This is a genomic window from Psychrobacter sp. CLB018, assembly GCF_041222815.1.
GTDB lineage: Bacteria > Pseudomonadota > Gammaproteobacteria > Pseudomonadales > Moraxellaceae > Psychrobacter > Psychrobacter faecalis.
Map to the genome: position 1 here is coordinate 2,086,504 of NZ_CP166085.1, position 22,808 is coordinate 2,109,311.

Annotated in this window: 23 protein-coding genes and 2 tRNA genes; 4 read left to right on the plus strand and 21 right to left on the minus strand. The window is 44.2% G+C overall.

Annotated elements, in window-relative coordinates:
- The first annotated feature begins 739 nt into the window (after positions 1–739).
- The 4 genes from AB8P72_RS08780 to AB8P72_RS08795 all read left to right on the plus strand — a co-directional run bounded on the left by AB8P72_RS08780 (position 740) and on the right by AB8P72_RS08795 (position 3,124).
- Positions 740–2,386: a sodium:solute symporter family protein gene (locus tag AB8P72_RS08780; RefSeq protein ID WP_198328706.1), complete on the plus strand. Its 1,647-nt coding sequence runs from the start codon at positions 740–742 to the stop codon at positions 2,384–2,386.
- Positions 2,387–2,488: 102 nt separating this feature from the next.
- Positions 2,489–2,623, plus strand: coding sequence for a putative transporter small subunit (locus AB8P72_RS08785; RefSeq protein WP_219621718.1), 135 nt, complete (start codon positions 2,489–2,491; stop codon positions 2,621–2,623).
- 218 nt (positions 2,624–2,841) lie between these two features.
- Positions 2,842–2,915, plus strand: a tRNA-Cys gene (locus tag AB8P72_RS08790).
- A 122-nt stretch (positions 2,916–3,037) separates the two neighbouring features.
- Positions 3,038–3,124, plus strand: a tRNA-Leu gene (locus tag AB8P72_RS08795).
- Positions 3,125–3,502: 378 nt separating this feature from the next.
- Here AB8P72_RS08795 and AB8P72_RS08800 read toward each other — a convergent pair.
- The 21 genes from AB8P72_RS08800 to AB8P72_RS08900 all read right to left on the minus strand — a co-directional run bounded on the left by AB8P72_RS08800 (position 3,503) and on the right by AB8P72_RS08900 (position 22,793).
- Positions 3,503–4,048 carry an N-acetylmuramoyl-L-alanine amidase gene (locus tag AB8P72_RS08800; RefSeq protein ID WP_369957621.1) on the minus strand — a complete coding sequence of 182 codons (546 nt, stop codon included), beginning with the start codon at positions 4,046–4,048 and terminating at the stop codon, positions 3,503–3,505.
- A gap of 64 nt (positions 4,049–4,112) precedes the next feature.
- Positions 4,113–4,274 (minus strand): hypothetical protein, encoded by a 162-nt coding sequence (locus tag AB8P72_RS08805; protein ID WP_305936083.1) that lies wholly within the window; start codon positions 4,272–4,274, stop codon positions 4,113–4,115.
- A gap of 301 nt (positions 4,275–4,575) precedes the next feature.
- Positions 4,576–5,199: a hypothetical protein gene (locus tag AB8P72_RS08810; protein WP_369957622.1), complete on the minus strand. Its 624-nt coding sequence runs from the start codon at positions 5,197–5,199 to the stop codon at positions 4,576–4,578.
- A gap of 163 nt (positions 5,200–5,362) precedes the next feature.
- Positions 5,363–8,038, minus strand: a complete 2,676-nt coding sequence (locus AB8P72_RS08815; RefSeq protein WP_369957623.1) for a hypothetical protein — start codon at positions 8,036–8,038, stop codon at positions 5,363–5,365.
- A 61-nt stretch (positions 8,039–8,099) separates the two neighbouring features.
- Positions 8,100–10,793: a host specificity factor TipJ family phage tail protein gene (locus AB8P72_RS08820; RefSeq protein WP_369957624.1), complete on the minus strand. Its 2,694-nt coding sequence runs from the start codon at positions 10,791–10,793 to the stop codon at positions 8,100–8,102.
- Positions 10,783–11,133: a hypothetical protein gene (locus AB8P72_RS08825; RefSeq protein ID WP_369957625.1), complete on the minus strand. Its 351-nt coding sequence runs from the start codon at positions 11,131–11,133 to the stop codon at positions 10,783–10,785. Before AB8P72_RS08825 ends, AB8P72_RS08820 begins: the two co-directional genes overlap by 11 nt.
- A 3-nt stretch (positions 11,134–11,136) precedes the next feature.
- Entirely contained in the window at positions 11,137–11,640 is a 504-nt protein-coding gene (locus AB8P72_RS08830; RefSeq protein WP_369957626.1) for a DUF1833 family protein, read from the minus strand.
- Complete coding sequence (locus AB8P72_RS08835; protein ID WP_369957627.1) at positions 11,640–12,122, minus strand: hypothetical protein; 483 nt, start codon at positions 12,120–12,122, stop codon at positions 11,640–11,642. Before AB8P72_RS08835 ends, AB8P72_RS08830 begins: the two co-directional genes overlap by 1 nt.
- A gap of 4 nt (positions 12,123–12,126) precedes the next feature.
- Positions 12,127–15,453, minus strand: coding sequence for a phage tail tape measure protein (locus tag AB8P72_RS08840; protein ID WP_369957628.1), 3,327 nt, complete (start codon positions 15,451–15,453; stop codon positions 12,127–12,129).
- A 15-nt stretch (positions 15,454–15,468) separates the two neighbouring features.
- The gene (locus AB8P72_RS08845; protein WP_369957629.1) at positions 15,469–15,786 is read right to left on the minus strand and encodes a hypothetical protein; all 318 of its coding nucleotides are present in this window, start codon (positions 15,784–15,786) and stop codon (positions 15,469–15,471) included.
- Positions 15,787–15,830: 44 nt separating this feature from the next.
- Positions 15,831–16,184, minus strand: a complete 354-nt coding sequence (locus AB8P72_RS08850; protein ID WP_369957630.1) for a hypothetical protein — start codon at positions 16,182–16,184, stop codon at positions 15,831–15,833.
- A gap of 104 nt (positions 16,185–16,288) precedes the next feature.
- Positions 16,289–16,717, minus strand: a complete 429-nt coding sequence (locus tag AB8P72_RS08855) for a hypothetical protein (protein ID WP_369957631.1) — start codon at positions 16,715–16,717, stop codon at positions 16,289–16,291.
- Between the two features lie 78 nt (positions 16,718–16,795).
- Entirely contained in the window at positions 16,796–17,146 is a 351-nt protein-coding gene (locus AB8P72_RS08860; RefSeq protein ID WP_369957632.1) for a hypothetical protein, read from the minus strand.
- 12 nt (positions 17,147–17,158) lie between these two features.
- On the minus strand, positions 17,159–17,545 hold the full coding sequence (locus AB8P72_RS08865; RefSeq protein WP_369957633.1) for an HK97-gp10 family putative phage morphogenesis protein: 387 nt from the start codon (positions 17,543–17,545) through the stop codon (positions 17,159–17,161).
- 136 nt (positions 17,546–17,681) lie between these two features.
- Positions 17,682–18,164, minus strand: coding sequence for an Ltp family lipoprotein (locus tag AB8P72_RS08870; protein WP_369957634.1), 483 nt, complete (start codon positions 18,162–18,164; stop codon positions 17,682–17,684).
- A gap of 91 nt (positions 18,165–18,255) precedes the next feature.
- A complete protein-coding gene (locus AB8P72_RS08875; protein WP_369957635.1) occupies positions 18,256–18,579 on the minus strand; it encodes a phage head closure protein in 324 nt (107 codons plus the stop codon).
- A gap of 1 nt (position 18,580) precedes the next feature.
- Positions 18,581–19,036: a head-tail connector protein gene (locus tag AB8P72_RS08880; protein WP_369957636.1), complete on the minus strand. Its 456-nt coding sequence runs from the start codon at positions 19,034–19,036 to the stop codon at positions 18,581–18,583.
- Positions 19,037–19,050: 14 nt separating this feature from the next.
- Positions 19,051–19,299 (minus strand): hypothetical protein, encoded by a 249-nt coding sequence (locus AB8P72_RS08885; protein ID WP_369957637.1) that lies wholly within the window; start codon positions 19,297–19,299, stop codon positions 19,051–19,053.
- 112 nt (positions 19,300–19,411) lie between these two features.
- Positions 19,412–20,650, minus strand: coding sequence for a phage major capsid protein (locus AB8P72_RS08890; protein ID WP_369957638.1), 1,239 nt, complete (start codon positions 20,648–20,650; stop codon positions 19,412–19,414).
- Between the two features lie 45 nt (positions 20,651–20,695).
- Complete coding sequence (locus tag AB8P72_RS08895) at positions 20,696–21,544, minus strand: head maturation protease, ClpP-related (protein ID WP_369957639.1); 849 nt, start codon at positions 21,542–21,544, stop codon at positions 20,696–20,698.
- A complete protein-coding gene (locus AB8P72_RS08900) occupies positions 21,513–22,793 on the minus strand; it encodes a phage portal protein (protein ID WP_369957640.1) in 1,281 nt (426 codons plus the stop codon). The genes AB8P72_RS08895 and AB8P72_RS08900 overlap by 32 nt, the downstream gene beginning before the upstream one ends.
- Positions 22,794–22,808 lie beyond the last annotated feature (15 nt).

Sequence of the window (22,808 nt, forward strand, 5' to 3'; positions counted from 1 at the left end):
ATTTGTTTAAACTTCATAGTTTCTCCTAACCTCTTCTGCTTATTAGGATCATTTTAATGACGACCTATTAGTTTATCTTAATGCTGGCTGACTAAAAAGTCTGCGGTAAAATTTGAGATAGCAGACAGAATAGGTTACTCTTACCGCACAAACATGTTACGAGAATTTAACATCGCTGTAGTTTTATTTATCAATGAGAAGTAAATACTGGCAATAACTGCCGTAAAAATTTACTTATTATCACGACAGCGGATGTTCGCTCACAAGCAATAAAGGGATGAAAATCCATCCTAACTGTTGCTTAACGCAGCTACTATAAACAGCTCTATTTAGCACCGCTCAAGCAGTTTAGGCTCAGTGCTTATCCGTATTTTTGCTAGAGATGCTTAGTCAATAAGCGTCTTTTAGCGTCTCGTTACTATCGAGTAGGCATCACTTGACAGCGTAATGGTCAATCCATTAACAGACGCCTATTGAGAGTTGCCGCCGTTATTTCTAAGACAAATTTTTAGTCTATATTTTTTGTCAAATATTTGTCTAACAGGCTGTGCTAAATGAAAAAGCGGCATCACATTTAACGTGAGCGTTTGGCTTGCCTCATTGCGTGCTTGTGCGCTGTATACAAGCAGCGAATAGAACCAATGCGTCCTATTACATTCCTAACAGTTTGTGGCATGACTTTTATTGCAAACCTTTATTCTTCAAACAATTGCGAGGTATGAATTTGAAAACTGAGTCATTGTTCCAATTTTCATCAATCACCATTCTTTTACTTTTATTAGGATTTTATGGCGGTACTTACCTGCTGTCTTTATTGATTAAAAAAGATAAGGAAACCACTTCTGGATTTATGGTCGCCGGTCATGGTGTCGGTTTTGGCATGGGCGCGGCGAGTATGACTGCAACTTGGATTTGGGCAGCCTCGTTTTATGCGGCTGCAACCTCCGGTTATAAATACGGCGTTTCAGGACCGCTACATTATGGTTTTTGGGGCGCCTTGATGATTTTATTCATCTACCCTTTTGGCATGCGCTTTCGCGAACTTGCTCCTAATGGACACACCTTAGGTGAACTTATCCACGCGCGCCACGGATCATCAAGCCAATTAATTTTAGCAATATCTAATCTTATGGGCAGCTTAATTAGCTTGATGGTCAACTTCACCGCTGCTGGTGCTTTGGTATCAGTATTATCGCCGTTATCTTTTCAGACCGGCGTCATTATCGCAGGTGTCGGAGTGCTCAGCTATACGTTAACCTCTGGATTTCGAGCGTCCGTATTTACCGATTTTGCTCAATTAGTTGCTTTGATGGCGATTGGAGTCATCATCATCCCTGCGGTGCTATTTGCCATGGGCGGGCCATCGGTCATGGTCAGTGGCTTATCAAACTTAACCTTAGAGCAGCAAAACCTGTTTTCTTCCGAAGCCTTTTTTCAGCAAGGGGCGCCTTATTTTGTCGCGGTATTGGCTTATGCTATCGGCAACCAAACCATTACCCAGCGATTATTTGCCATTGATAAAAGCAAAATCAAAGCCACTTTTGTCACTGCAACGGTCGGCTACGCGGGCATCGTCATTGGACTTGGTATGATTGGCTTGATGGCTTTGACCATTGGTATTGAACCGCTCGATGGCAATATGAATAACTTAATCCCGCAAATGGTTAGTACTTATTTGCATCCGGTATTTATTGCCTTGTTCTTTATTTTGGTCATTGGCTCGTTATCCTCAACCGCTGACTCAGATTTATCGGCGCTATCAACGATTATGATGGCGGACGTTTATGGCAAAAATATCGCTAAAGGGCGCGTAAAACCAAAAACCATGATGCTGGTTGGACGCTCAACCATGATTATTGCCACCGCTGCCGGATTGATTTTTGCCAGCTTTAAGCTTGATATATTGGTCATGCTGGTCTTCGTTGGCGCATTGTGGGGCACCATTGTATTCCCTGTGATTGCTAGTGTGTTCTGGAATCGCGTCACCAATGTGGCCTTTACCTCAGCCGTCATCGTCGGGTTGTTATTATTTTGCGTCGCGCGCTTTGAGCTGATTCCCATTGAAGGCTTCACCGCACTATTTTTTGAAATTTTGGCCAGTGTTGGTGCTGCTGTCGTCATTGGACTCATGGTCTTTGGCTTTTTAGGACGCAAAATCGGTGTGGGCGCCGCCGCTATTACGCTCGTACTGATGCTCATTTTTGCCACCGGCTTTTTACGCCAATATATGGTCTTGCTGGCTTCCTTGACCGCTTACGGTGCCAGTACCATCGTCTGCGTGATTGTTAGCCTTATGGGTGACGAGCATTTTGATTTTGACCTCATTAAACAGCGGGTGGGCAACTACGATAAACAGCCGCAAGCACAAACGTTACCAAAAACTTAAGCAAAAACTCATTAGTCATTGATGGTTAACCAATGCTTGGCTAGCCATTGTTACTAAAATCTAGTAAGCAAAAAATTTATATAAACACTATAAGGAGACATCATGGAAAACGTCTTTATCTATGGATTTTATATCCTCGTCTGGCCGGCGATTACCCTTGGGGTGCTGACATTAATCTGTACCGCAACTTATCGCGATTTCAAAAAAGCAAAACGTAATAATCAAGATATTGTCTAGCAAGCGCTAAACTAGAATAACTATTTTTAACAAGTCATCACTGAATTTAGGTTTGGCGATGACTTCATTTGCACCACTTTTGCTGTCCTTTTACCTTATTAAGGCTCAAATAATGCCTCATTTATGGTTAAATAGCGGCAACTTAGCAAATAAGCGCTGTTTCGTTAAAAAATGACTTGTAATTTAAATTATTTTTGCTAATATAGGCATCCTTGATTGGCTGGGTGGCAGAGTGGTCATGCAGCGGACTGCAACTCCGTTAACGCCGGTTCGATTCCGACCTCAGCCTCCAATTATTTAGCTATAAATATATAAGTATGACGTTAATTTTAGCTTGCATTATTAATGGAAATGCTTATAATAGCGACCACTATCTAATAAGTAGAAAGCTTACTTTTAGATAAGACAAGTTTTGCCCGGGTGGTGAAATTGGTAGACACAAGGGATTTAAAATCCCTCGCTAGTAATAGCGTGCCGGTTCAAGTCCGGCTCCGGGTACCATTATATTAAAAGGCTTCCAAGCGATTGGAGGCCTTTTTCTTATAAGCGCATTAAGAAAACAGTGCTTTTATTGTCTTTGAACTCTATCAAATAGATCAATCAACCTTCTACTCTCATTAAAACTTTACATTCCGAACTTAGTAATAAATTTAAATCAAAAAAAATCCGACCACATTATGTGATCGGATTTTTAGTATTTGGTGGAGATGGCGGGAGTTGAACCCGATTACATCAGACACTATCACACGCTATCAAATCCACTCTTAATAATATCAATGACTTACGAATACCCAATGTGATTGTATGTGATAGCGTTTGATAAGAGTGTGTCAAGAATCATGTCACGGCTTAAACATCACTTCCCAAAACCATAGCAAATTAGGCTTTACAACCAACGCCAACATGCTCAGCAATGACGTCTGCAATCTCACGCGCAATCAGCCATTTCTTAGCCTGGTACGTCGCAAGCTCTTTTGGATTAGAGATAAAGAATAGCTCTAAAATTATACCACCTTCACGCACATAGCCTAGCCGGGAATGTTGACCGCTGTTTTCTGGTTTAAAGCCACCAGCAGGACCACGCACGGGAATGCCCATCACATCGCTGACTGCTTCGCATAGTTTTTGGCAGATTACCTTGTCCTTTGGTTGTGCCAGTGCTTCGACGCCACCTGCAGTAGGTAGGTGAAAAGCGTTACAGTGAAACTCAATAGCGACTTCGCCTTGCTTGATAAGCTTAATCGCTTGACGTAACGTTTGATTGTCGTTGCCGCGTCCATCTGTGACAACTTCAATACCCAAATCTTTTAGGCAATAAGCGACGATGTTGCGCATGTCAGTTGTGATCTCAGCTTCGGTGATATTGCCGTTTACCGCGCCTGGGTCAGTATTGCTATGACCGGCGGTGATTACTACTTTAGCCATAATGTTTACCTTATTTTAGACATTAAAAAAGCCTCTAAATAGAGGCTGTGATTAATGTTAGTTATTATTTGTCTTTATCTGCAATGCGTAGCGCATAGTGCAGTGCGTTAAGCGCCATAAGCCCGCGTCGGTAGTGACTTGGTTTAACGTAAGGCTGGACAATCTCGCTATTTTTGATAGCGATGTTTGTCAGCTGACTTGCAGTTTTGATTAAATTAAATCGCATGATTTGCTCCTGTTAATGTCTAAATCTTGGCGGCCAAAGTGTTTTAAACTTGATTGGCCGAGGGATTGTAAGCTGCTTCACATAAAGCAAATTATTAATCAGCATGATTAAACTAAACAGCGTTATCGCAGAAGTTGGCACATAGTCGCTACCCCAATCTGCCCATACCAATACCAACCATCCGACCGCATAAAGATGCAATTTTGCGGTGCAAATTGCGTCTCGGGTATTAATTTTCTTTATTAGAGTGACAATGATACATAGTACCAATCCGCAGATCGGTATTGCATGATTAACTATATTAAACATTGACCACCTCCATATAGTCGGCTCTCAATGTCACTTGAGCATCAAGACCTTCATTTAATTGTGGCAGCATAACAAACGACGCGACAATACCGACTAAGATTGCGCCGAAGAGCTTTAATGTATGCTCAGAAAGTAAATCTAAAGCGGCGCCCAAGAATTTAATGCTACGCTGCACAATCAAATCGATGACTGCATCTTGCAGCTGTTTATTGCCAATCAATCTTCCTGCTAAATACACCAGGGTCGTACCGCTAAAAGCGGCTGTTACTGCTGTTAGCATCATAAGAGGCGGATTCGGCTCGGACGTGATTGTAGGCAGCACAACAAACGAAATGACAAAACCAACCGCAATGGCTGTTGTGAGCTTGCTCGCGGTGGTACCGCGTGCGCGCATATAGTCTGTCGTTAATGATAAAAACGCGCCCACAAACGTGAGGACGATCATCGTGATAAAAAGAAACCACAGCGGTAATTGCAGATAAAAAAATAAATATGGCTCATTGAGCTGCATACTAAGACTTGCCGCATTAGCTGCGCTGGCTGCACTGGCTGCGGCGCCCATCGCTGATAGCGCAAGTAATTTTGCCGTGGTAAACACGGCTAGATTTTGCGGCATACATCCTCCTCAAATTTTAGATGATAAAAAACCACTCAAAAGAGTGGCTGGTTTTTGGCGGTTATAGCAATGAGACAAGCCCACCATAGCCGCTTAAATTTGATTTTTAGCATTGTCTCTCCTAAATTTTGGTAATAAAAAACCCCGATTAAGGGGGTTGGCGTTAATAGTTGTCGTTAGCTACAATGTTGCCGCCGCTTGCGGGGTATCTACCACCTAAATTTGACTCATTTCCTTGCACTCTAACTCTAGCGCTAGGACTGCCTGAAACCTTAACAATATCAATATCTCCTGATACAGTAAACATTGTATTGTTGCTAATTCTCAACTGCCTGACATTATTGCCAGTAGCAACTACGTCAATAAATCCTTTGGTTGCATCAAAATCAAGTGCGGCTGCCGACTCCATAATACAATCAGTTAAGTGCATCATTTTAATATCACAATCAAGGATAACTGGGTTGCCAGTAATACCACTTGCGACAAATTTAAAGTGAGATTGCTCTAGCGCAAAGTCACCGACAGAGTGTAGCAGAGTCTTGGCGCTAGACACCGACACGTCAACATGAGCTGCTTTTAACCTGCCTGTGACTTTTAAAAAGTTATCAGCAATAGCCTCGGCTCTGCCTGTAATTACTAGACCAAATACATTGCCTACCTCAAACATATTTTTAAGGGCGTTACCGTAAAAGTTGTTTGTAAACCTAATGTTGCGACAAGCACTGCTTAAAGGGCTTTCTATTTTAAATAGTACGTTTGCTAATGTATGGTCCTCAAACGTGATACCACTAAATGTAATATCTGCTAAAATTCCGTTTTCCACTCTCATGTGAATTAAGCAGTCTGGAATCAGTGGGCTATAGCTTGAATTTGAAGCTGTACCCATTTCGTAGTCACCACCTATAAACTGGAGGTTGTAAATTTCAGGGTCATCAAAATACACTGCTCGTTTGCAGTATGATACATCACCCACATACACCTGACCTTGATGAAGGTTGCACGTTTTGTCGAAACGGATACCATCCTCTTGCAGCATGTATATTTTTGCTCTAAGTCGGATATTACGATTTTGGTTGATGTACTCAATACCGTCACGCATCCAATAAACCTCAACATCAAACTCAAGCATAAATGTATTTGATATTGTCGCAGCTTGTCCAGTAAACCCACTAGCAGAGGTTAGTCTTAAGCCTTTAATATGTCTATTAACAGAGAACATCATCATAGCTGTGGTATTAAACGGTGCTGCTGTTCCAACCTGCTCCCCTATCGCTCTTAATGTTACGCCGTCATGAGTGGATACTAGCGTTGCGCCATTGCCGTCAATATATTTTACTTTTGTTAGGTCTATATCGAGAGGTCTAGATACTTTATATGATTTGTTGCCGTTTAGGTAAATTACACCACCCCTATCAAAAGCAGCTTGCAGAGCATCAGTGTCATCAGTGGCTACTGTGGTCATACTACTATCTGTATAAACCTCTGGATTCCCTCTGACTGTATACTTTGCATCACCTACCCCAATATCTAGATATGATAAATACCCAGTTGCGGGAGTAGGCGTGTTGCCCCCATCAGGTGCATTAATAACATTACCCGCGTCGTCCACATATTTAGGAGTATCAACTAAAACCTTGCCATAAGTCATCCATTGCGTCTTAACTGGACCTTCTTCAATCTGCATAAATACGGGTGGTAATGCGCCTTCAAAAGCAACAAAAACGATAACAAAAATCTCATTTTCGTTAGTTGTAAACGTAAACTCTGTGTCAGAGCGCCTATTATCATCCATAAGTACACGACCAGCATTTTCCCAAAAGTTAGATGGGTAGACTTCAGTGACAGCCACCTTAAATCTATTTGACGCTGTTTTACTCACTGTATAAGTAGTGTTTGGCTTCACCCTTACTACCGCACTTTTAGCATCAGCAGAGCCAGTCATAATCACATTAGGGCTAGTAGTATTACCAACTAAGAAACTATTAACATACTCACCATTAAATATATTCTTACCTGTTGCTGTAGTTGGGATATCTGATAGCGTTTTACCACCAAAAATAACATCCTTTGATAGCTCAAAGTAGTTAGCCGTAAAGTCAAACAACCCACCCTCTTTCATCTGAATCGCTGGAGTTTTAACATCTGTTACTCGCTTGGTATAGACAGCGATATACTCGACATTAGGTTCCGTTGTAAAAGTATGTGCTTCTACAATTCTGCCATTACTGTCTACGTGTTGTACGGTGGGCGCATCTAGGGTTTTTACAGCCTGTACTGGCGTGCTAGAAGCTACAGGTTTGGTGGTATAGCCATAAATAACAAACCTACTGGATATTTCTTTCTCAACTGTGTACTGTGTAGACGCCTTTACTTTGTATATAACAACAGTACTACCCTCAGTTTCTGCGCTTAGAACACCAGTGCTAGTTATATATGCTTGTATGGTGTCACCTTTTATTGTGTCTGGCTTACTATCAATTAAAACACCCTCCGTCACTTCATCAGTATAGGATTTAGATTGCGCTACTGGGTCGTAAGCCGATTTAACCCAAGCGCCAGCCGTCTTAAGATATAAGCCATTATTAACTGTATCGTCAGTCACTTGTGCGTACTTGTCATTAGCCAATGCGCTTGCCGTCATTAAGGCTTTAGTGGCAAAAGGCGTGGCAGGCAACCCGCCATTTTGAAACATTATATTAATGGCTCTTTCGGCAGACGGATATGTATTCCCAGTGCGCGTCGTCACTATCATATTTTCATCACCGTTCGCCGCTTCGCCCAGCGCCTTAACATCTAAGTGACCATTAGCCAAATCTTGCATCGTCAATAATTCCGACATTTCTTTTCCCCATAAAAATGCCCCGCTAGATGCGAGGCTTTGAGTGATTGTTTGTATGAATTTAGGTGATTAAACCGTTGATAAAGTCTTTGTCGTTCGGGTAGTACTTATCGGTATAATTGATACACGACAAACGATGTGACATAGGATTATCGCCAGGGTCTTTGGTCGTCACGATATAGTTATTACGATCTAGGTCATCATGCAATACCAACTGATACGTGGCTCGAACCACTGCATCCCAAGACGTACTGATGGGTTGTGATGGAGCACGGGTTAATATCACCTCATACGGATTAGCGCTTGGCGTACAGCGGATGTTATCAACAATACCGGCAACAGTTTGCACAAATACAGTGCCTTCCGCTTTACCACCAAAATCAACACTGTCACTTAGCGTCAGAACGACTTGACCGGCGCCATTCACCTGCAAAGCTTCGACAGCCCCTTGCTGGGTATCAGCGCGGTATTGGTCGGCCACATTGATTTGGTTGGTTGGTAACACAATGCCGGACTCATCAGCGGCGGTGAATGAGCAAGTCTTATAAGCATGTTGGTTTTTCCAGTGCCGGCGCATCATGTGCATGTGTGCCTGCACTTTATTACGTACGCCTACCAAATCCTTGTTTTTAGTATCAGGATTGGTGGCTGAGCCATCTTCTGGATAGCGCAGCGTTACTTTGGCATCATCGACGGGGTCAGTGTAGGTAACTTCAATGCCATCATAATCATTACGTGGACCGAACGACTCACTGTATTCAAAGCTGTCAGGCGTGATGCTATGGCTGTTAAAAGTAGCAACTGGGTAAGCTTCAGGTCGCTCAAAGTGCAGACAGACTTTGTTATTGATACGATAAGCGGTAAAAAAGCCCGCCATCGCGACGGTCTGTATCATCTCTTCTGTAGTGATGTCTTTACTATCAAAGGTTCCACAAAACTGAGCACACAAGTCAGTGCCAAAATAAGCGATTTGCGCATCCACTTCCGCTTTGATTTGCACCATATCCAAATCGGCGGCAGTCATGTTACTAGTCACGGGGTCGGTGGCAATGTCATAGATAACATCATCGATACGCTTAGAAGGTATAAGGGCGTCATTGTTTTGCCAATCACGCTCTAGGCGCTGCGCCAGTACCGTAAGTTTGCGCTCTTTAATTGACAGTGCGCCCTCGGTGGCCAGTGTTTTACTGTATATCTTGGTCAGCCCTAGCGGACTATCATCGGCTGTCATTAACCTTGTGCCATAAAAGTCTTTAATCTTAATTTCATCGATGACTGAGCCAACATTACTGGTTATGACGTTCGATTTCCTGGCGACTCGAAAGCGCATACGTTTGCCAACCGAGAAATTTGGATTTTCAATTCTTACGGTAACGGCGGCGCTTGCTCTTATTTTGTCATCTTTGGTGTACCTTGAGCTTTCATCATGGCCACCAGGCTGCGCGCGCCAACCATATTTATCAGCATCTGGTGAGGATATAGTGAATATCTGTGAGTGCAGGGTGCCAGGCACGGGATTGTTAGTATTATCGACAATCTCACTCTCAATCTCACAGTAAATACGTAGACCCACCCAATCGCCATTCTTGCCGGTTTGGTAGAGCGACTGGGCAACGATATTCACATAAGCGCCGTCATGGTCTTTTAGGCTTGTGTAATGATAACCCTGCCATAAAGGCTTGGCTTCGGTTGAAAGTGTTACGGCATCAGTCGCGACAGTGAAGTCAGTGTTTGCGCTTAATTTATCCCAGTCTGCATTAGTGGCTGATGGGTTGGTTAGAAACAACTGTTTTTCGGTCACGCTGCCAATGACATATTGCCCGCTGAGATTGTAGGTAACTTCCTGAATATCAGGATCTATACCTTCTGTAATATTGTTGCCTGATTTTAGATTGTTTGCTCCTTCAACCAACAACAAATCACCTGCTTTATAGCGGTCTATAAAGCTTATCTGATCGTCAGTTTCTATGATGTTTGGATTTTTAAAGACTAAGCTTGTATCTTTTAAATACGCATTTGGTGCAATCAACACTTGGCCATTAACCGATGTATAACGCTTTACGGCCAAACGGCTAAATGCTGCTTCATCGGGCGAGAATGCAGAACCAAATAGAAAGCTTGGCTCATCATTCAGAGTTTTGTTAGGGTCAAACACCATGACGCTACTGCCAAATACCTGACTGATAGGCGTGGTATCGTCGAGCGCTTCTTTAACCAAATACCACCCGCGACCTATTACCATATAGCTAAACTCGACTTCGCGATTGTCGATATAAACGCTATAAGGCACGGCGACCAAATCTGGTACCGACCATACCTCTCCATAAATATCAGCAATACGTCCGCCTTGGCGCTGACGGTTGGTGCGCTGTGCCAAAGCATTGTTTGGGCTTGGTGGGGCATTGGCGGCGCTGGTAGGGACAACCGGCATCGGCATCAATAAGACGGCGGCGACGGTGATAAACGCCGATACTAATATTGGTATCCATGTTTCAGGGCCCGCAGGATAAGTGACGATATAAAACGAGCCGCCTTGCTCATTTAAAGCGATGATGTCCTCGGCTTTTTCAGGTGTTACATCGCAATCTGTATCCCATTTTTCATGATACCAGTAAGTATTTGGTGGCATGCCTTTTGGGTAGATGCCAGTGACAAGCTCAAACAAATCATCACCGCGCACGATTTTGCAGTCGGAGTTGTCGCAGGCATAAGCCATAGGATTGCGGACAACGATCAGTTCGATATTAGAGTGCATAATATTTTATCCGTCCGTGTTTCAGCGTGGCGATATGCGGTGGTACACACTGCGGTCCCGATTCAGTCATGTGTATGATTTTGGCTTGGTGGTAAATACCGGCGTGTAGCTCTTTGCCATGCATCAAGGCTAAGCACGGGTCGATAGGGTTATCAAGCTGGGCAAACTCTTTAAGCTTTGCGGTATTCACCTTGCGCTTGGTACGCCCTGTCATGAGGTCGTCAACATAGACGCCCATGTCACGTCCAGTGATATCGCGGTAAATATCAACGGCAAAATGTAGGCAGTTATAAATATCGTCGTCATAACGTTTACTGTCGTATTGAGATAAATCAAGCATGGGCTAAAATCCTCGCAGTGACTTAAACAAATCGATGGTAAAAATTATGCCAGTACTGGTTTTATTGAGCTGCTTGGCTTGGCAGGAGAAAACAGCACCGCGCTTTTGAGGTTGGTTGTCGGTTATCTCTAAGCCGCGCACGCTGGTCATGGGCTCCGTTAAATCACTGGTTAAATACACCCGGTAATTTAAAGTCGGTCTGACGGTTGAATGAGCGCCGCGTCGTAAGCGGTCAATCTCATACGGCATAACCTCACCCACATCGCCAATGCCAATAGTAAAGCTTTGCTGTAAGTCGTCAGCTGCTTTGGCGGCCTTGATGGTCAACGGCAATGGTTCATAGTCACGGTAACGGTCATCTTCATGCTTTACACGCACGCCATCTGCGTGATTGCGTACAAAACGATAGTCACGGCTGAATGATGGGTGTTTGATTTCGATACACTCAAGGCGCACGTCATCATGGCGACCGCGCAGCCAATACTCCATTTCTTTTATATTGGCCACTACAAACCTCCAAAAGCAGCTGGCAGATCTTCATTGACCAGTTTTGCGAGTAGATTGAAATATCGCTCGACCTGGCCGTCTGTCATTTTGTAGATTTCTAAAAAAGTAAGGTCGGCTTCAACATCGTACTTAATAGGTTTGGCAACCAGTGATAACTGCACGGTAAATATTTGGTCGCCAAGCGTTTGAACGGGTAGCGCATCACCAACGATACGGCATTCGTACCATTGGTGGTCGATATCATCAAGTAGTAGGTATGCCAAAAATGGCAAGCCTTCGTAGGCGCGCATAAACTTCAGGAAGTAACTCCACTGTGCACGGGTGCATTTATAAGTGACATTAGGGCGATGAACTTTACCCACGCTGTCTTTGCGCTCACGAGGTAAGCCGACAATGGTTTCAGTGCTGGTCACGCTACGCGCGAGGCTAAAGTTATAGCCATCACGCTGCGGTTTTAGCATGAGCTTGGGCATTTCAGTCATTTTGTTATCCCAAATTACGCTGTAGGTGATAGTTGTTTTTTAGGGCCTTATTAAATTGGCTATACTCGTTGTTGACGTGCTGTGGCAGCTGCTTATTAAGCTCCTCGCCAACAATCACACGAATACGGCCATCATCATCTACGCGGTGCGATACAGGGACACCTGCATGGTTTTCGATAGTCATATTGATGACTGGGGCGGTTTTGCTATGGTAGCTGTCTGTATTGTCCAAAAACCGACTCAGCTTACGATTATCATCAGGCTTCACTACGCGCTCGTCTTTATCAAGGAACCAGGTGCCTTCCCGCGGCACGCTTGCAATACCATTGTGGGCTTGGCCTCGTAATGACGGCGGTGCTAGTGCCTGAATAGCAGCAGGAATAATACCTGTTTGCAATGTGGTAGTAGCTACGGCGCCAAGGTTAGCGGGAAATGGCGCTGAACTCCACGCTTTAGCAATAGCTGTAAAGCTAGCTGATTGAGCCGAAACAAAATCATAAGCTTTTTGGATGGCAAACATTGCTTTATAGCCGCGGCTTGATTCGCCTAACACCATGCCAAACATAGCCGCGATAGAGCCGACCGTTTGCGCTTGCTTTTGCAACTCCATATCTTGAATACTTTGATTGTATTCTTCGGTCAGCTTCACACGCGCAGCATTGGCCTGTGCTTTTTTGGCGGTGTGCATATCCTCAAACGTATTGACGATAGCCATCTTATTTTCATAAGCGACACGCAGCTTGTCAGCTTCAGTCTGCGGCTGATTAATCTCTAATCCACTAAACGCATTAGCCGCGCTTTTTTGATCAGCCTCAAACTGCTCAAACCTTTTCTTGATGGCATTGGTAGCAGCTAACTGCTTAGCTAGCCCTTCAACTGCCCGCGTTTCATCAAGCAGCTGCTGTACCCGTTCACCGCTAGCGTTTTTAAATCTATCGGTGTATAAAATATCGTACTCAAGCGACGCAACTTCACTACTATTATTAAACAGTGCGCGTTTTTTAATCATTGCATCGATACTGCTTTGCACTGAATTATTAGCACTGGCTAGCTCTTTTGTAAGCTCAAGTTTTTGAGTGAGATTGCGTAGCTCGTCTGTATTAGCGCCTCGGTATTTTCCTACACTAATATCGTAATCAAGTGCAGCTAAAGCACTGTCAGTACCGAATAGCGCAATCTCACGCTTTAGATTTGCAACACCATCTTGTACAGCCTTGACCGCATCGGCTGCCATCTTTTGCGCTTCAGTAACGACTGCCTTTTTGCCTTTCTTGATGCCGAGCGCCATACCTTCAGCGGTTTGCTCACCGACTTTCTTCATGACTCGTGATGGCGAACGAATATCCAGCACACTCTTAGCTTTAGCGACTGCGCTTGATGCCATGCTGCCAATAGCTGTAGCAACACCGCTTGCGCCTTGCTTGATACCGTTAATCAAACCGTTGACGATATCTCTACCGACTTGCAGCATACGACCGGGCAATTCTCTGAGCGTATTCACGATGGTGTTTTTGATATTAATAATTGCGCCGCGAGTGTTAGCCACACCTCTATCCCAAGCCGCTTGCATGGTTGCAACCGTGTTTAAGACATAGCTTTTTATCTTATTAAACTCAGCGTTAAGCCCGGCGCTTATAGCAGCCCAGTTTTTAACGACTAGATAACCACCGGCTGCAATCAATGCAATAGCCGCAACGACTAAGACGATAGGACTGGTTAATACCGCTAGTGCGGCGTTGAATGTCCAAGTTGCCGCTGCCGCCACGCCTGCCGCTGCCGACCATAAACCTGCGCCTACACTTGCAGCGGTTGTGCCTGCGGCTGCTAACCATGATTGCGCTGTCATAAATATTAACGGTGCTTTAGCTGCAATCAAAGCCGTAGTAATAGCCCCGACTGCGATACCTAGCGCAATAAACGCAGGTTCGTTATCCTTAATGACTTGCTTTACTTTATCCCAATTCTGATAGAGCAATAATCCGCCTAATATCAGCACCCCTATAGCGATGGCAGCTAATCCCATGGTGCTACCTAGGGCGGCATAGGCGAGCTTTAGACCGTCAATAGTAGTCTTTGCCGCCGTAAATCCATCAACTGCTAGCTTTAGACCTAAAACTGTGCCAATTAATGACCCGCCAATAAGAGTGATTTGCTGAATCAGTTCCGGATTTGCAGACACCCATGTGCCGACAATTGCGACCATAGGGGTCATATTTAGCAGCAATTCATTTAGTGCGGGTATAAATGCCTCGCCGATACTAGCGACCACTCCATCGATGTTACTATTAAATAACTTCATTTTATTGGCAGTCGTTGCACTGATTTTCTTAAACTCAATATCCATTGAGCCAAAATACTCTTTGGTTGTGTTAGCAGTCTCACCAAGCATTGCCCAGTTATTTTCTAGTACGCCGACACTGCCTGCCAGCATGGTTATATCATCGCCAAACTCTTTACCGATGATCATAGCGTTTGTACCAATCCGCTTAGATTCGTCTAGCTTATTGATAGCTTCAAGATAAGTAATGATTGCTTGCTTACCATCAGTAGCAACAAGTTTGCTAAACTCGTCCATATCTAAGCCTAGTTTCTCAAAACCAAGTATTTGAGATTTTGTAGCATTGTCGAGCGTTGAAAATGTAGTCAATAATGAGTTAACTGCAGTTGATGCAACCTCGGCAGGCTTACCCATGGCAATCAATGCACCGGTCAAGCCTAACGTTGCGTCCTCTGACAAGCCAAAGACTTTAGCGACACCACCGACACGTTGCAGCGAGTCAATGAGCTGCGCGGCAGTAGCAGGGGTATTATTTGATAGCGTATTAATCGCATCACCAAGACGGTCGATATTTTCAATAGGTATCTGAAACACGTTAGCGATTTTTGCCATACTGTCAGCGGCTTGCTGGGCCGGTATATCAAAAGCAACACCCATCTTTGCCATGACTTCGGTGAAGTGAACCAAGTCTTTTTCTGCAATACCCAGCTGACCGCCAGTAGCGGTGACAGCAGCCAGCTCTTCAAAGGTTTGCGGTATCTGCGTGGTAAGTGCTTGTAGCTCTTTACGCATATTTGCCAAGCCATTGCTTGAAGTAAACTCTACGGTTTTATCAATCTCAGCCATCGAGCTTTCAAACGACATCGCCGTCTTTAATGATAATGCACCCATACCGGCAAGCGCTGTACCAACAACCGCTGCCGCCTTGGTAGCGCTCTTACCCATTTGCCCAAAACTGGTGCTTGAGTTTTCCCGCGCGCGCCTGAGCTCATTATTATATCTGGCAGTGTTCGCCTCCATAATGATTTGGATTCTACTCAATACCGACGCCATATCGCCACCCTATGATTAATTGTGATTGTTTTGCGGATTGACTTTTGATTTTAGGAAGTCTTTTAGCGCGGCTGCTTGAGCTTGTGCTTGCTGTTTGGCGACTTGTATTCGTTGCTGTTCTTTTTGTTCAGGCGTTTGCAAGCTATAATCAAACAGCATAAAGTCTTCGACGCTTAGCTTTTCCTCACCGCCATAATTCTGCTTGCGCAAAGTGGCAAACTGTATATCTAAAAACTTCCCACCGAACGGCTCTACGTACTCATAAAATGCTTGCCACTCTGTTAGCTCTTTTGATGTGATGTTGTCATCAATCCAAGCCACCGACTTGCTCAAATGAGCGGCAAGTCGAAACTTAAATATACGTAGCGGGTGGGCGATTAGTTTTTTGCAGCTTCTTCTTTTGCCTCTGGTTGCAGGGCGTTGATGTCGCTTGATGCGTCGAAGACTTTTGACACAATGGCAGATGGAAAGCCTTTGACCATTTCCAAGTCGTCATCGTTAAACTCTAAAACACCATTTTCATCACACACTGAGTAGATAAATATCACAGCGCGGACGCCGTTGTTTTTTTGCTCTTTTTGCATTTGACGCTCTAAGCCTTCACGCTCAGCAGCAGTCATCACCTTAATAAACACTTCACCAAGGTCGGGAATCTCAATGGATTTGACGCTGGTTTTTAACTGCATAAAGTCTGCTTTGCTCAGGATTTTTCTTGATTCTTTTGTGCTCATATTGCTGCTCACTTATTAGTTAGGGATAATAAAAAAGGAAAATAAAAAGGCGTAGAGCCGGTTAGATCACTACACCTATAAAATTATTGCGCGAAAACCAACGACTAGACTGTTGGTGTTACTTCTGAGCTGATAACCAATACGCCTTCAACTTTTAGCATGTCCTTTTGCTCAGCGACCAAGTTAAACTCTTTGATCATACCGTCAAAGATAAAGCCTTCACCGGCAGCATCTATAAAGGTAATCTTATTTTTCAGCGTCGTATTGTTATTAAAAGCCGCTTTCAGCTCCATATGCTGAGGATCAGTCGGCATGTAGTACAAAGTAAACGCTATTTCTGACGTTTCGCGGAAGTTGGCCACTGCGTTCACAGTAGACGTGGCATCAGTAGGCGTCACATCCACCACTGTTTTGGGTAGATTAGGCATATCCATGCTGTTCAAAAACTGCACTTGGTTGAAAGTGGGCACATCATCGGTTGCAATACTCCAGGTGTACTGCGTGTTTACCAGCTTATCGGTTGAAATAGCCATATTTGTCACTCTCTCATTTGTGGGCGTTATATCTGAGGCTAGTGCCTGAGATTGCATAATAGCGGTTGCTATGTTTGTTTAATTGGTTTGCCAGATATGGCATTCGATACTTTGTCTAAATAGCTTGGCGTCGTCCTCATACATATATCGGCGACTGTCATAGTGAAAAGGCTGCACGTTATTTTTAAGTATCTCAATCATCTGATTCGTCGTGTCTTCACAGCCATCATAATTGCTGTGATAGACATCCAACTGCAAGTAAGCCATCTCGCGACCGGTATAGCCCATGATGACGTTGGTGGCATTGGTGTTTAGTACGGTATAGACCAGATAAGGCAACCCTTTCTCAGAGTCAGGCCTGACCAGTGGATAGACCTTATTTTCAAACAGCGCACTTAGGTGGCTGTATATCACCTCGCTAGCTTTCATTGTTTATCCTTGTTAGCCAATCAGTACCTTATCGATCTCAACTTTCCATTTTTCTTTAAACTTATTCACACCTTCTTCATGCTTGCTGTCTACGGCAGGTCGCAGGAAGGGCGCTGCCGCCATCTTGCTAGTGCCATTTTCTATAAAGTACCAATAGAATGCCTTGCCAGATATGTAGATGCCGACCGCGGGCTTTTCGGTATATCTCATTTGCTTGGAGCGTATATTCTTTTTGAGCAGACCTGTTCTCTCTGGGGCGCGGGCCTTTGCTTCTTTTTTGATAGGTTGGATGCCAGCATTAAGGGCTTTCATCATCACCTTTTTTTTGGATGTATCCGCGAGTCTGTCAAACTGACTTTCTAGCTCATCCAAGCCTTCTATTCTAAAATCGACGCTCATAATGGAATCCTAGATAACAAAAAGCCCCATCAAATGACAGGGCTTTTTTTGATTGGTTTATAGATTATGTGGCGATGGGCTGACTCAGCATATCGCGTACTATGCCTAGTTTAAGGTTGATAGGGAGAGCAAGTTTTTAATCACAAGCGCCTGCTAGTTTAGCGCCATATTCTGCTTGCTCTTTCGTGTATTTATCGCCTGCTGACGATGACAATTGGTTTATCAAGCCATCACATGAAAAACCTTGAATTGATACGTAGTTCTTAGCTGACTTGCCTGCTTGCTCGTTGAAGTCGATATCCATACTATCAACCGCAATAGTAGCGTCATCAATATCGTAGCCATCGCCAGCATCAGACGATAACTGATTAATCAAACCGTCTCGCGAAAAACCTGCGAAACTAATATAGTTTTTAGCCGATCTAACGGCGTTTTTCTGCTGATTAGTCATACCATTGTCTTCTGCGACCACCTCAGTTTCAGAAATTATGGGCTCAGCGACATCAGCCGATGTCGTCGTTTGTGCCACTGTTTTTTCTGCGTCATCTGAGCCAAAGATAAGCCCAATGATAAACAGTGCTACAACAATAATAATTATCCACTTAATTATCTTTTTCATAACAAACGTGCCCATAGTAGTAAAATCAATAACCAAGTATATTACGAGCAACGACATTATTCCACTAAACACAGCAACAAATTAGAAATAATCAAACACTTTTTAGCATCAGCGTCATATATTCACGCCCGCTGCGATTATCTGGCATTGGATCGCCGTCGATATCATACCGCTTACCTCGATGCTCAATCTGCATATTACTCTTAATATCATCTCTATACCTGAGCATACACCGCGCCTCGACGCTACTGCCCGCGGCTTGCGCTGTCAGTATATCTTTGACAGATAGCGCCTCAAATGATGCCCAAAGTACAATCCAAGCCGTCCAAGTTGGTGATAGCACTGCACCCGTTGGTGAGCGTCCGCTAGTTTGCTTATATACCGTAATACGGTGTCTTATCTTGCCTGCACGCATATCATAGCCCCATTATTCGTCGATAAGGTTGCAGTCGATGTTCGGCCGCTTGCGGCAGTCTCACGATACTGGTACCGATCACCACGTCTTCCCGATGTTCATACAGCGTACCCAGTATTAGCAAGATAGCCACTTCGATACCAGGATTAGTCACAATGCCCCGCGCTATCATCAGCTTTTCATACATTTGACTTTCAATGCGTTCTAGCTTTGTTTTGACGGCATAACTATTGACATCACCTGATAAAGCGCCAATTCGTAAACTATCGAGCGCATTCATCTCTATAGCATTGGCATCAATAGCAGCATCCAGCTCAACATCAGTGGCATAGATACGGCGACCCATATACTGCTCGGCCATCTCTTGCGCGCCATTCAGCTTATGCTGTATATCGATACTATCTTCAGCATCCGCGCGCAAGTGGTGGATAGCGGTTTCAATACTGACTATAGACATAATGATTACTCAGCTTATTTCTTTGTATTGGCGGCGGCTTCTTTCGCCTTAGCCTCTTTTTCAGCTTTCGCAGCAGCTTCTTTCTCGGCTTTTTCAGCAGCCGCTTTAGCCTTAGCGTCGTCATCAGCTTTTTTCTCAGCAACCGCTTCGACATAGCCCTTATCAATCAGCTGCTGACCTGTGATTTCGGTAAACTCACCGACTTCACCGGCTTTATATGTCTGATTACCCATGCAAATAACATCTTTGAATTTAACTTTCATGACCTGCTCCTTTTAGTAAGACAAAAACAACTTATAAATTGCTTTTGGCTTAATAAAAAACGCAACCTGTTAGACAAGTTGCGTTTTGTACTATTAACGATAGTTTTTAAACTTATGGTTCGACAGTTAGTGAACCTTTAACGAACGCTTGGGGACGATAAACTGCCAGTGCCAATCTTTCTTCAGCCCGGACCGAGACCATGTTCTTTTCAAAGTCATCGGCGTTCTCAGTAGAGATAACGACGTTAGCATCTTCACGGTCAAAGATTTGCGCGGCATCTGCAAATGAGCCCGTTAAGAAATTACCAAGCATGCCAGCCTGATTAGTCTGAGCAACTGGCAGACCCCATAGGCGCGCTTCTAACGTGCCAAACGGATTGCTGAACAAGTAGCCTTTGGTATTGGCATCTTTGATCAGCTCAATATCAGTCCAGTCAATATCATGCATGACGTGACCAGTTGCTGATAGCTCTGCTAATGTGACTTGCAGCATTGCCAAACGCATCACATCCAAACTATTGGAAGGCGTGGTCTTAGTACTAGGATTAGCAAAAGCAGTCGCTTGCGTATAAATACCGTGCAAATTGTTGCCCACACCACTGCCGAATAGCAGCTGAGTATCTTCCACACGCTTCAAGCCATTAAGCAAACGGCCATTAATAATGCTACGCAGCTGTGGCAAATCATCAAGCGTCTGCTTGGCAATCTTCATTAAGTGAGCAACCGTCTTAACACCAGACAACACTTCTTCAAACGTGATTTCTGAATAAGGCTTGGTCGTATTTTCAGCGACCGGTGCAGCGTTGTTCGTAAACAACAATTCACGCAGGTATGCCACGGCATTTGATTCAGTATCACCAGGGGCCAATAAATCACGAACCGTTAAGCGCTGATTTGGATTGGTGATAATCTTAGTACTACCATCTACTGGGTTCACAGCGAATGAAGTCAGCGCATTGCGCGGGACGTCAATAGCGATGCGGCGACCAGCGACCACTGAATTACTAAACTGGATGATAGTGTCATTTGCAATAACCAAATCACCAGCGCGATTGCGTGCAGGCGCTTGACCACCATTATTACCAATACGTGCGAACATCTGCTCAGCTTCGCCCAACTGGGTTGCTAGTTGGTTCTGCAAGTCACGCTGAGTATTTAAGTCGGTAAGCAATTTATCGACTTCTTTTTTAGTTTCATTTGATAGCTCGCCAGCTTTTTGCGCTTCTTTCAAAGCGTTTTCAGCTTTTGGCAGCGCTTTTTCAGTCAGCTCTTTGACGCTAGCATTGACCAGCTTTAGCTGATTAGCTACGTCGTCTTTTTTGATGTCTTCAGGATCCATAATTTTTCTCACAAAAAAAGCCGCCATATAGGCAGCGAGGTGAATGATTAAGTGTGTTTATTGCAGTTTGATTGAATCAATCGCATTTTGCAGACCGTCAATCAATCCCGTTAAGTCAACGCCAGCGTTTTGCGTAGCATCTGTTCGAGTAGCGCTAGGCGTACTCTTTAAATCTTTTACAAGACCACGACGCTCTTTGCGAGACATGCCCGCCTGCGCCATGATTAAATCTAGTTTATGAGCTGCGATGCGCTCTTTAGCAGTATTATTGGTCTGCTCTGCAATCACGTCAGAATCCAAGAAGCTATCAGCCATACCTGTTTCAACAGCTGTCTTACCATTAATCCAAGTCTCTTTATCCATTTGCGATGAAAGCTCAGTCGCTTCCATACCGCTTTTGACATGATAGATATCAGCGATGGTCGCATCAATTTGCTCTAAGAAGTCAGCAACTTCGCGCATATCGTTGCGATTTCCGCCAACACCAGTCCAAGCATTATGAATCATGAAGAAGCCAGCACGCGCAATCTTAACTTCATCAGCAGCCATCGCGATAAATGATGCGGCGCTCGCTGCCATACCCAGCACGCGAACAGTCACATGACCAGCATATTCACGCAGCATGTTGTAGATTGCCAAGCCTTCGAATACATCACCACCAGGGGAGTTAATATTAACGACAATATCGGCACCGTTAAATCTTTTGAGTTGTGTGCTAATAGACTTGCCAGTGATACCGCCATCGGTCCACCAGTCATAGCCGATAACTTCTAAGATATTGATAACGTTTTCAGAGTCGTCGTCTGACGCTTTAATGTCTGGATTCCATCGATCCAAAGCAAGCGGCATCTTTACATCATGCGCTGCTTCAAAATCAGCTTTTGGCATCATTGTTCGCTTGCTCATCTTTGGTAACTCCACTGTAGTTTGTGCCCACCTTATCAAGCGGGATTAATGCTGATTGGATTGTGTATTTATCACCACCTTCAATCGGTGGCATATTTTCTTTTGACCGGACTTCATCGCGGTTTATCCAACCGTTATTCAGGCCAGACGAATAGTATTCAGAGCGTGTTTTGCTGTCTGCTCGTAGTAAGCCTTCAACATTGAACTCAACGTAATACTTGTCGCTATCAATTTTGCCGATAAGACAACGTAAAATCTCTTGCTCAATATTGACCAGCAGCGGTCTAAACGTGTACTTCAAAAAGTGCAAATCTTGCGCTTCAGCAGACGCCGCCCAGCTGCTTTGCTTGTCGAAATGACCAATCATGATTGGCGACACGCGGAACCAACGACAGATTTCCTCAATCTCAAAGGATCGCGTCTCCAGCATTTGCGCAGCTTCTGGGTTCATGGTCACGCCGTTGTACTGCATGCCATGCTCAAGCACCATGGTCTTGCCAGCGTTGCTGCTGCCCATAAACTTACTGATATGGGTGTGCAGTTTGTTACGCTGCTCAGTGGTTAGCTTTTGGTCAGTGGTCAAGAACCCAGATGTTTGCAATCCATTTTCAAAGAACTTACCTGCGGCATGTTCAGCAGATGCAGCAGTCGCAAAAGTCTCACGGCCCTTATTAATCGTAAAGATACCCATCACGCCATCAACGCCAAACGCGCGAATATGCATGACATCTTTGTGATTTATTTCTCGGCGTGTACCTTCATCTGTGTAGTGATACTGCAGCAGCTGGTTGTTTTTATTGCGGGTCACGCTGACATGCTGCGGCAATAGCGGCTCAAGCGAGATAATTCGATTGCCCGTAATATTGCGCTTAATCTCAACGTAAGCATTACCCCAAAGCAGTAGGCTTGCCACAATCATTTGCATGAATCGTGCAGGCGTCATCTCATAATTAGGCGACCGGCACAACAAATCATATAAAGGATGCTGCTTTGCCACCACACGACTGCCATCGGCTTTGGTTTCATAAACCTTTAATGGCAATGTTGAAACCGTCTCAGATACCAAGCGCACGCACGAAAACACAGTACTAAGCTGCAAGGCACTATCAACGGTGACATTTTTGCCACTGGCTGTTCTGGTTGTTACATTATCACTAGGCGTTAGACTCAGATGTCCATCCAAGCCTAAAAAACTAATGGCGGCTTTTGCAGCTTTTGCAAAACGCTTGGGCTTGATTAGATTACGCACATTGAATCCCTTAAA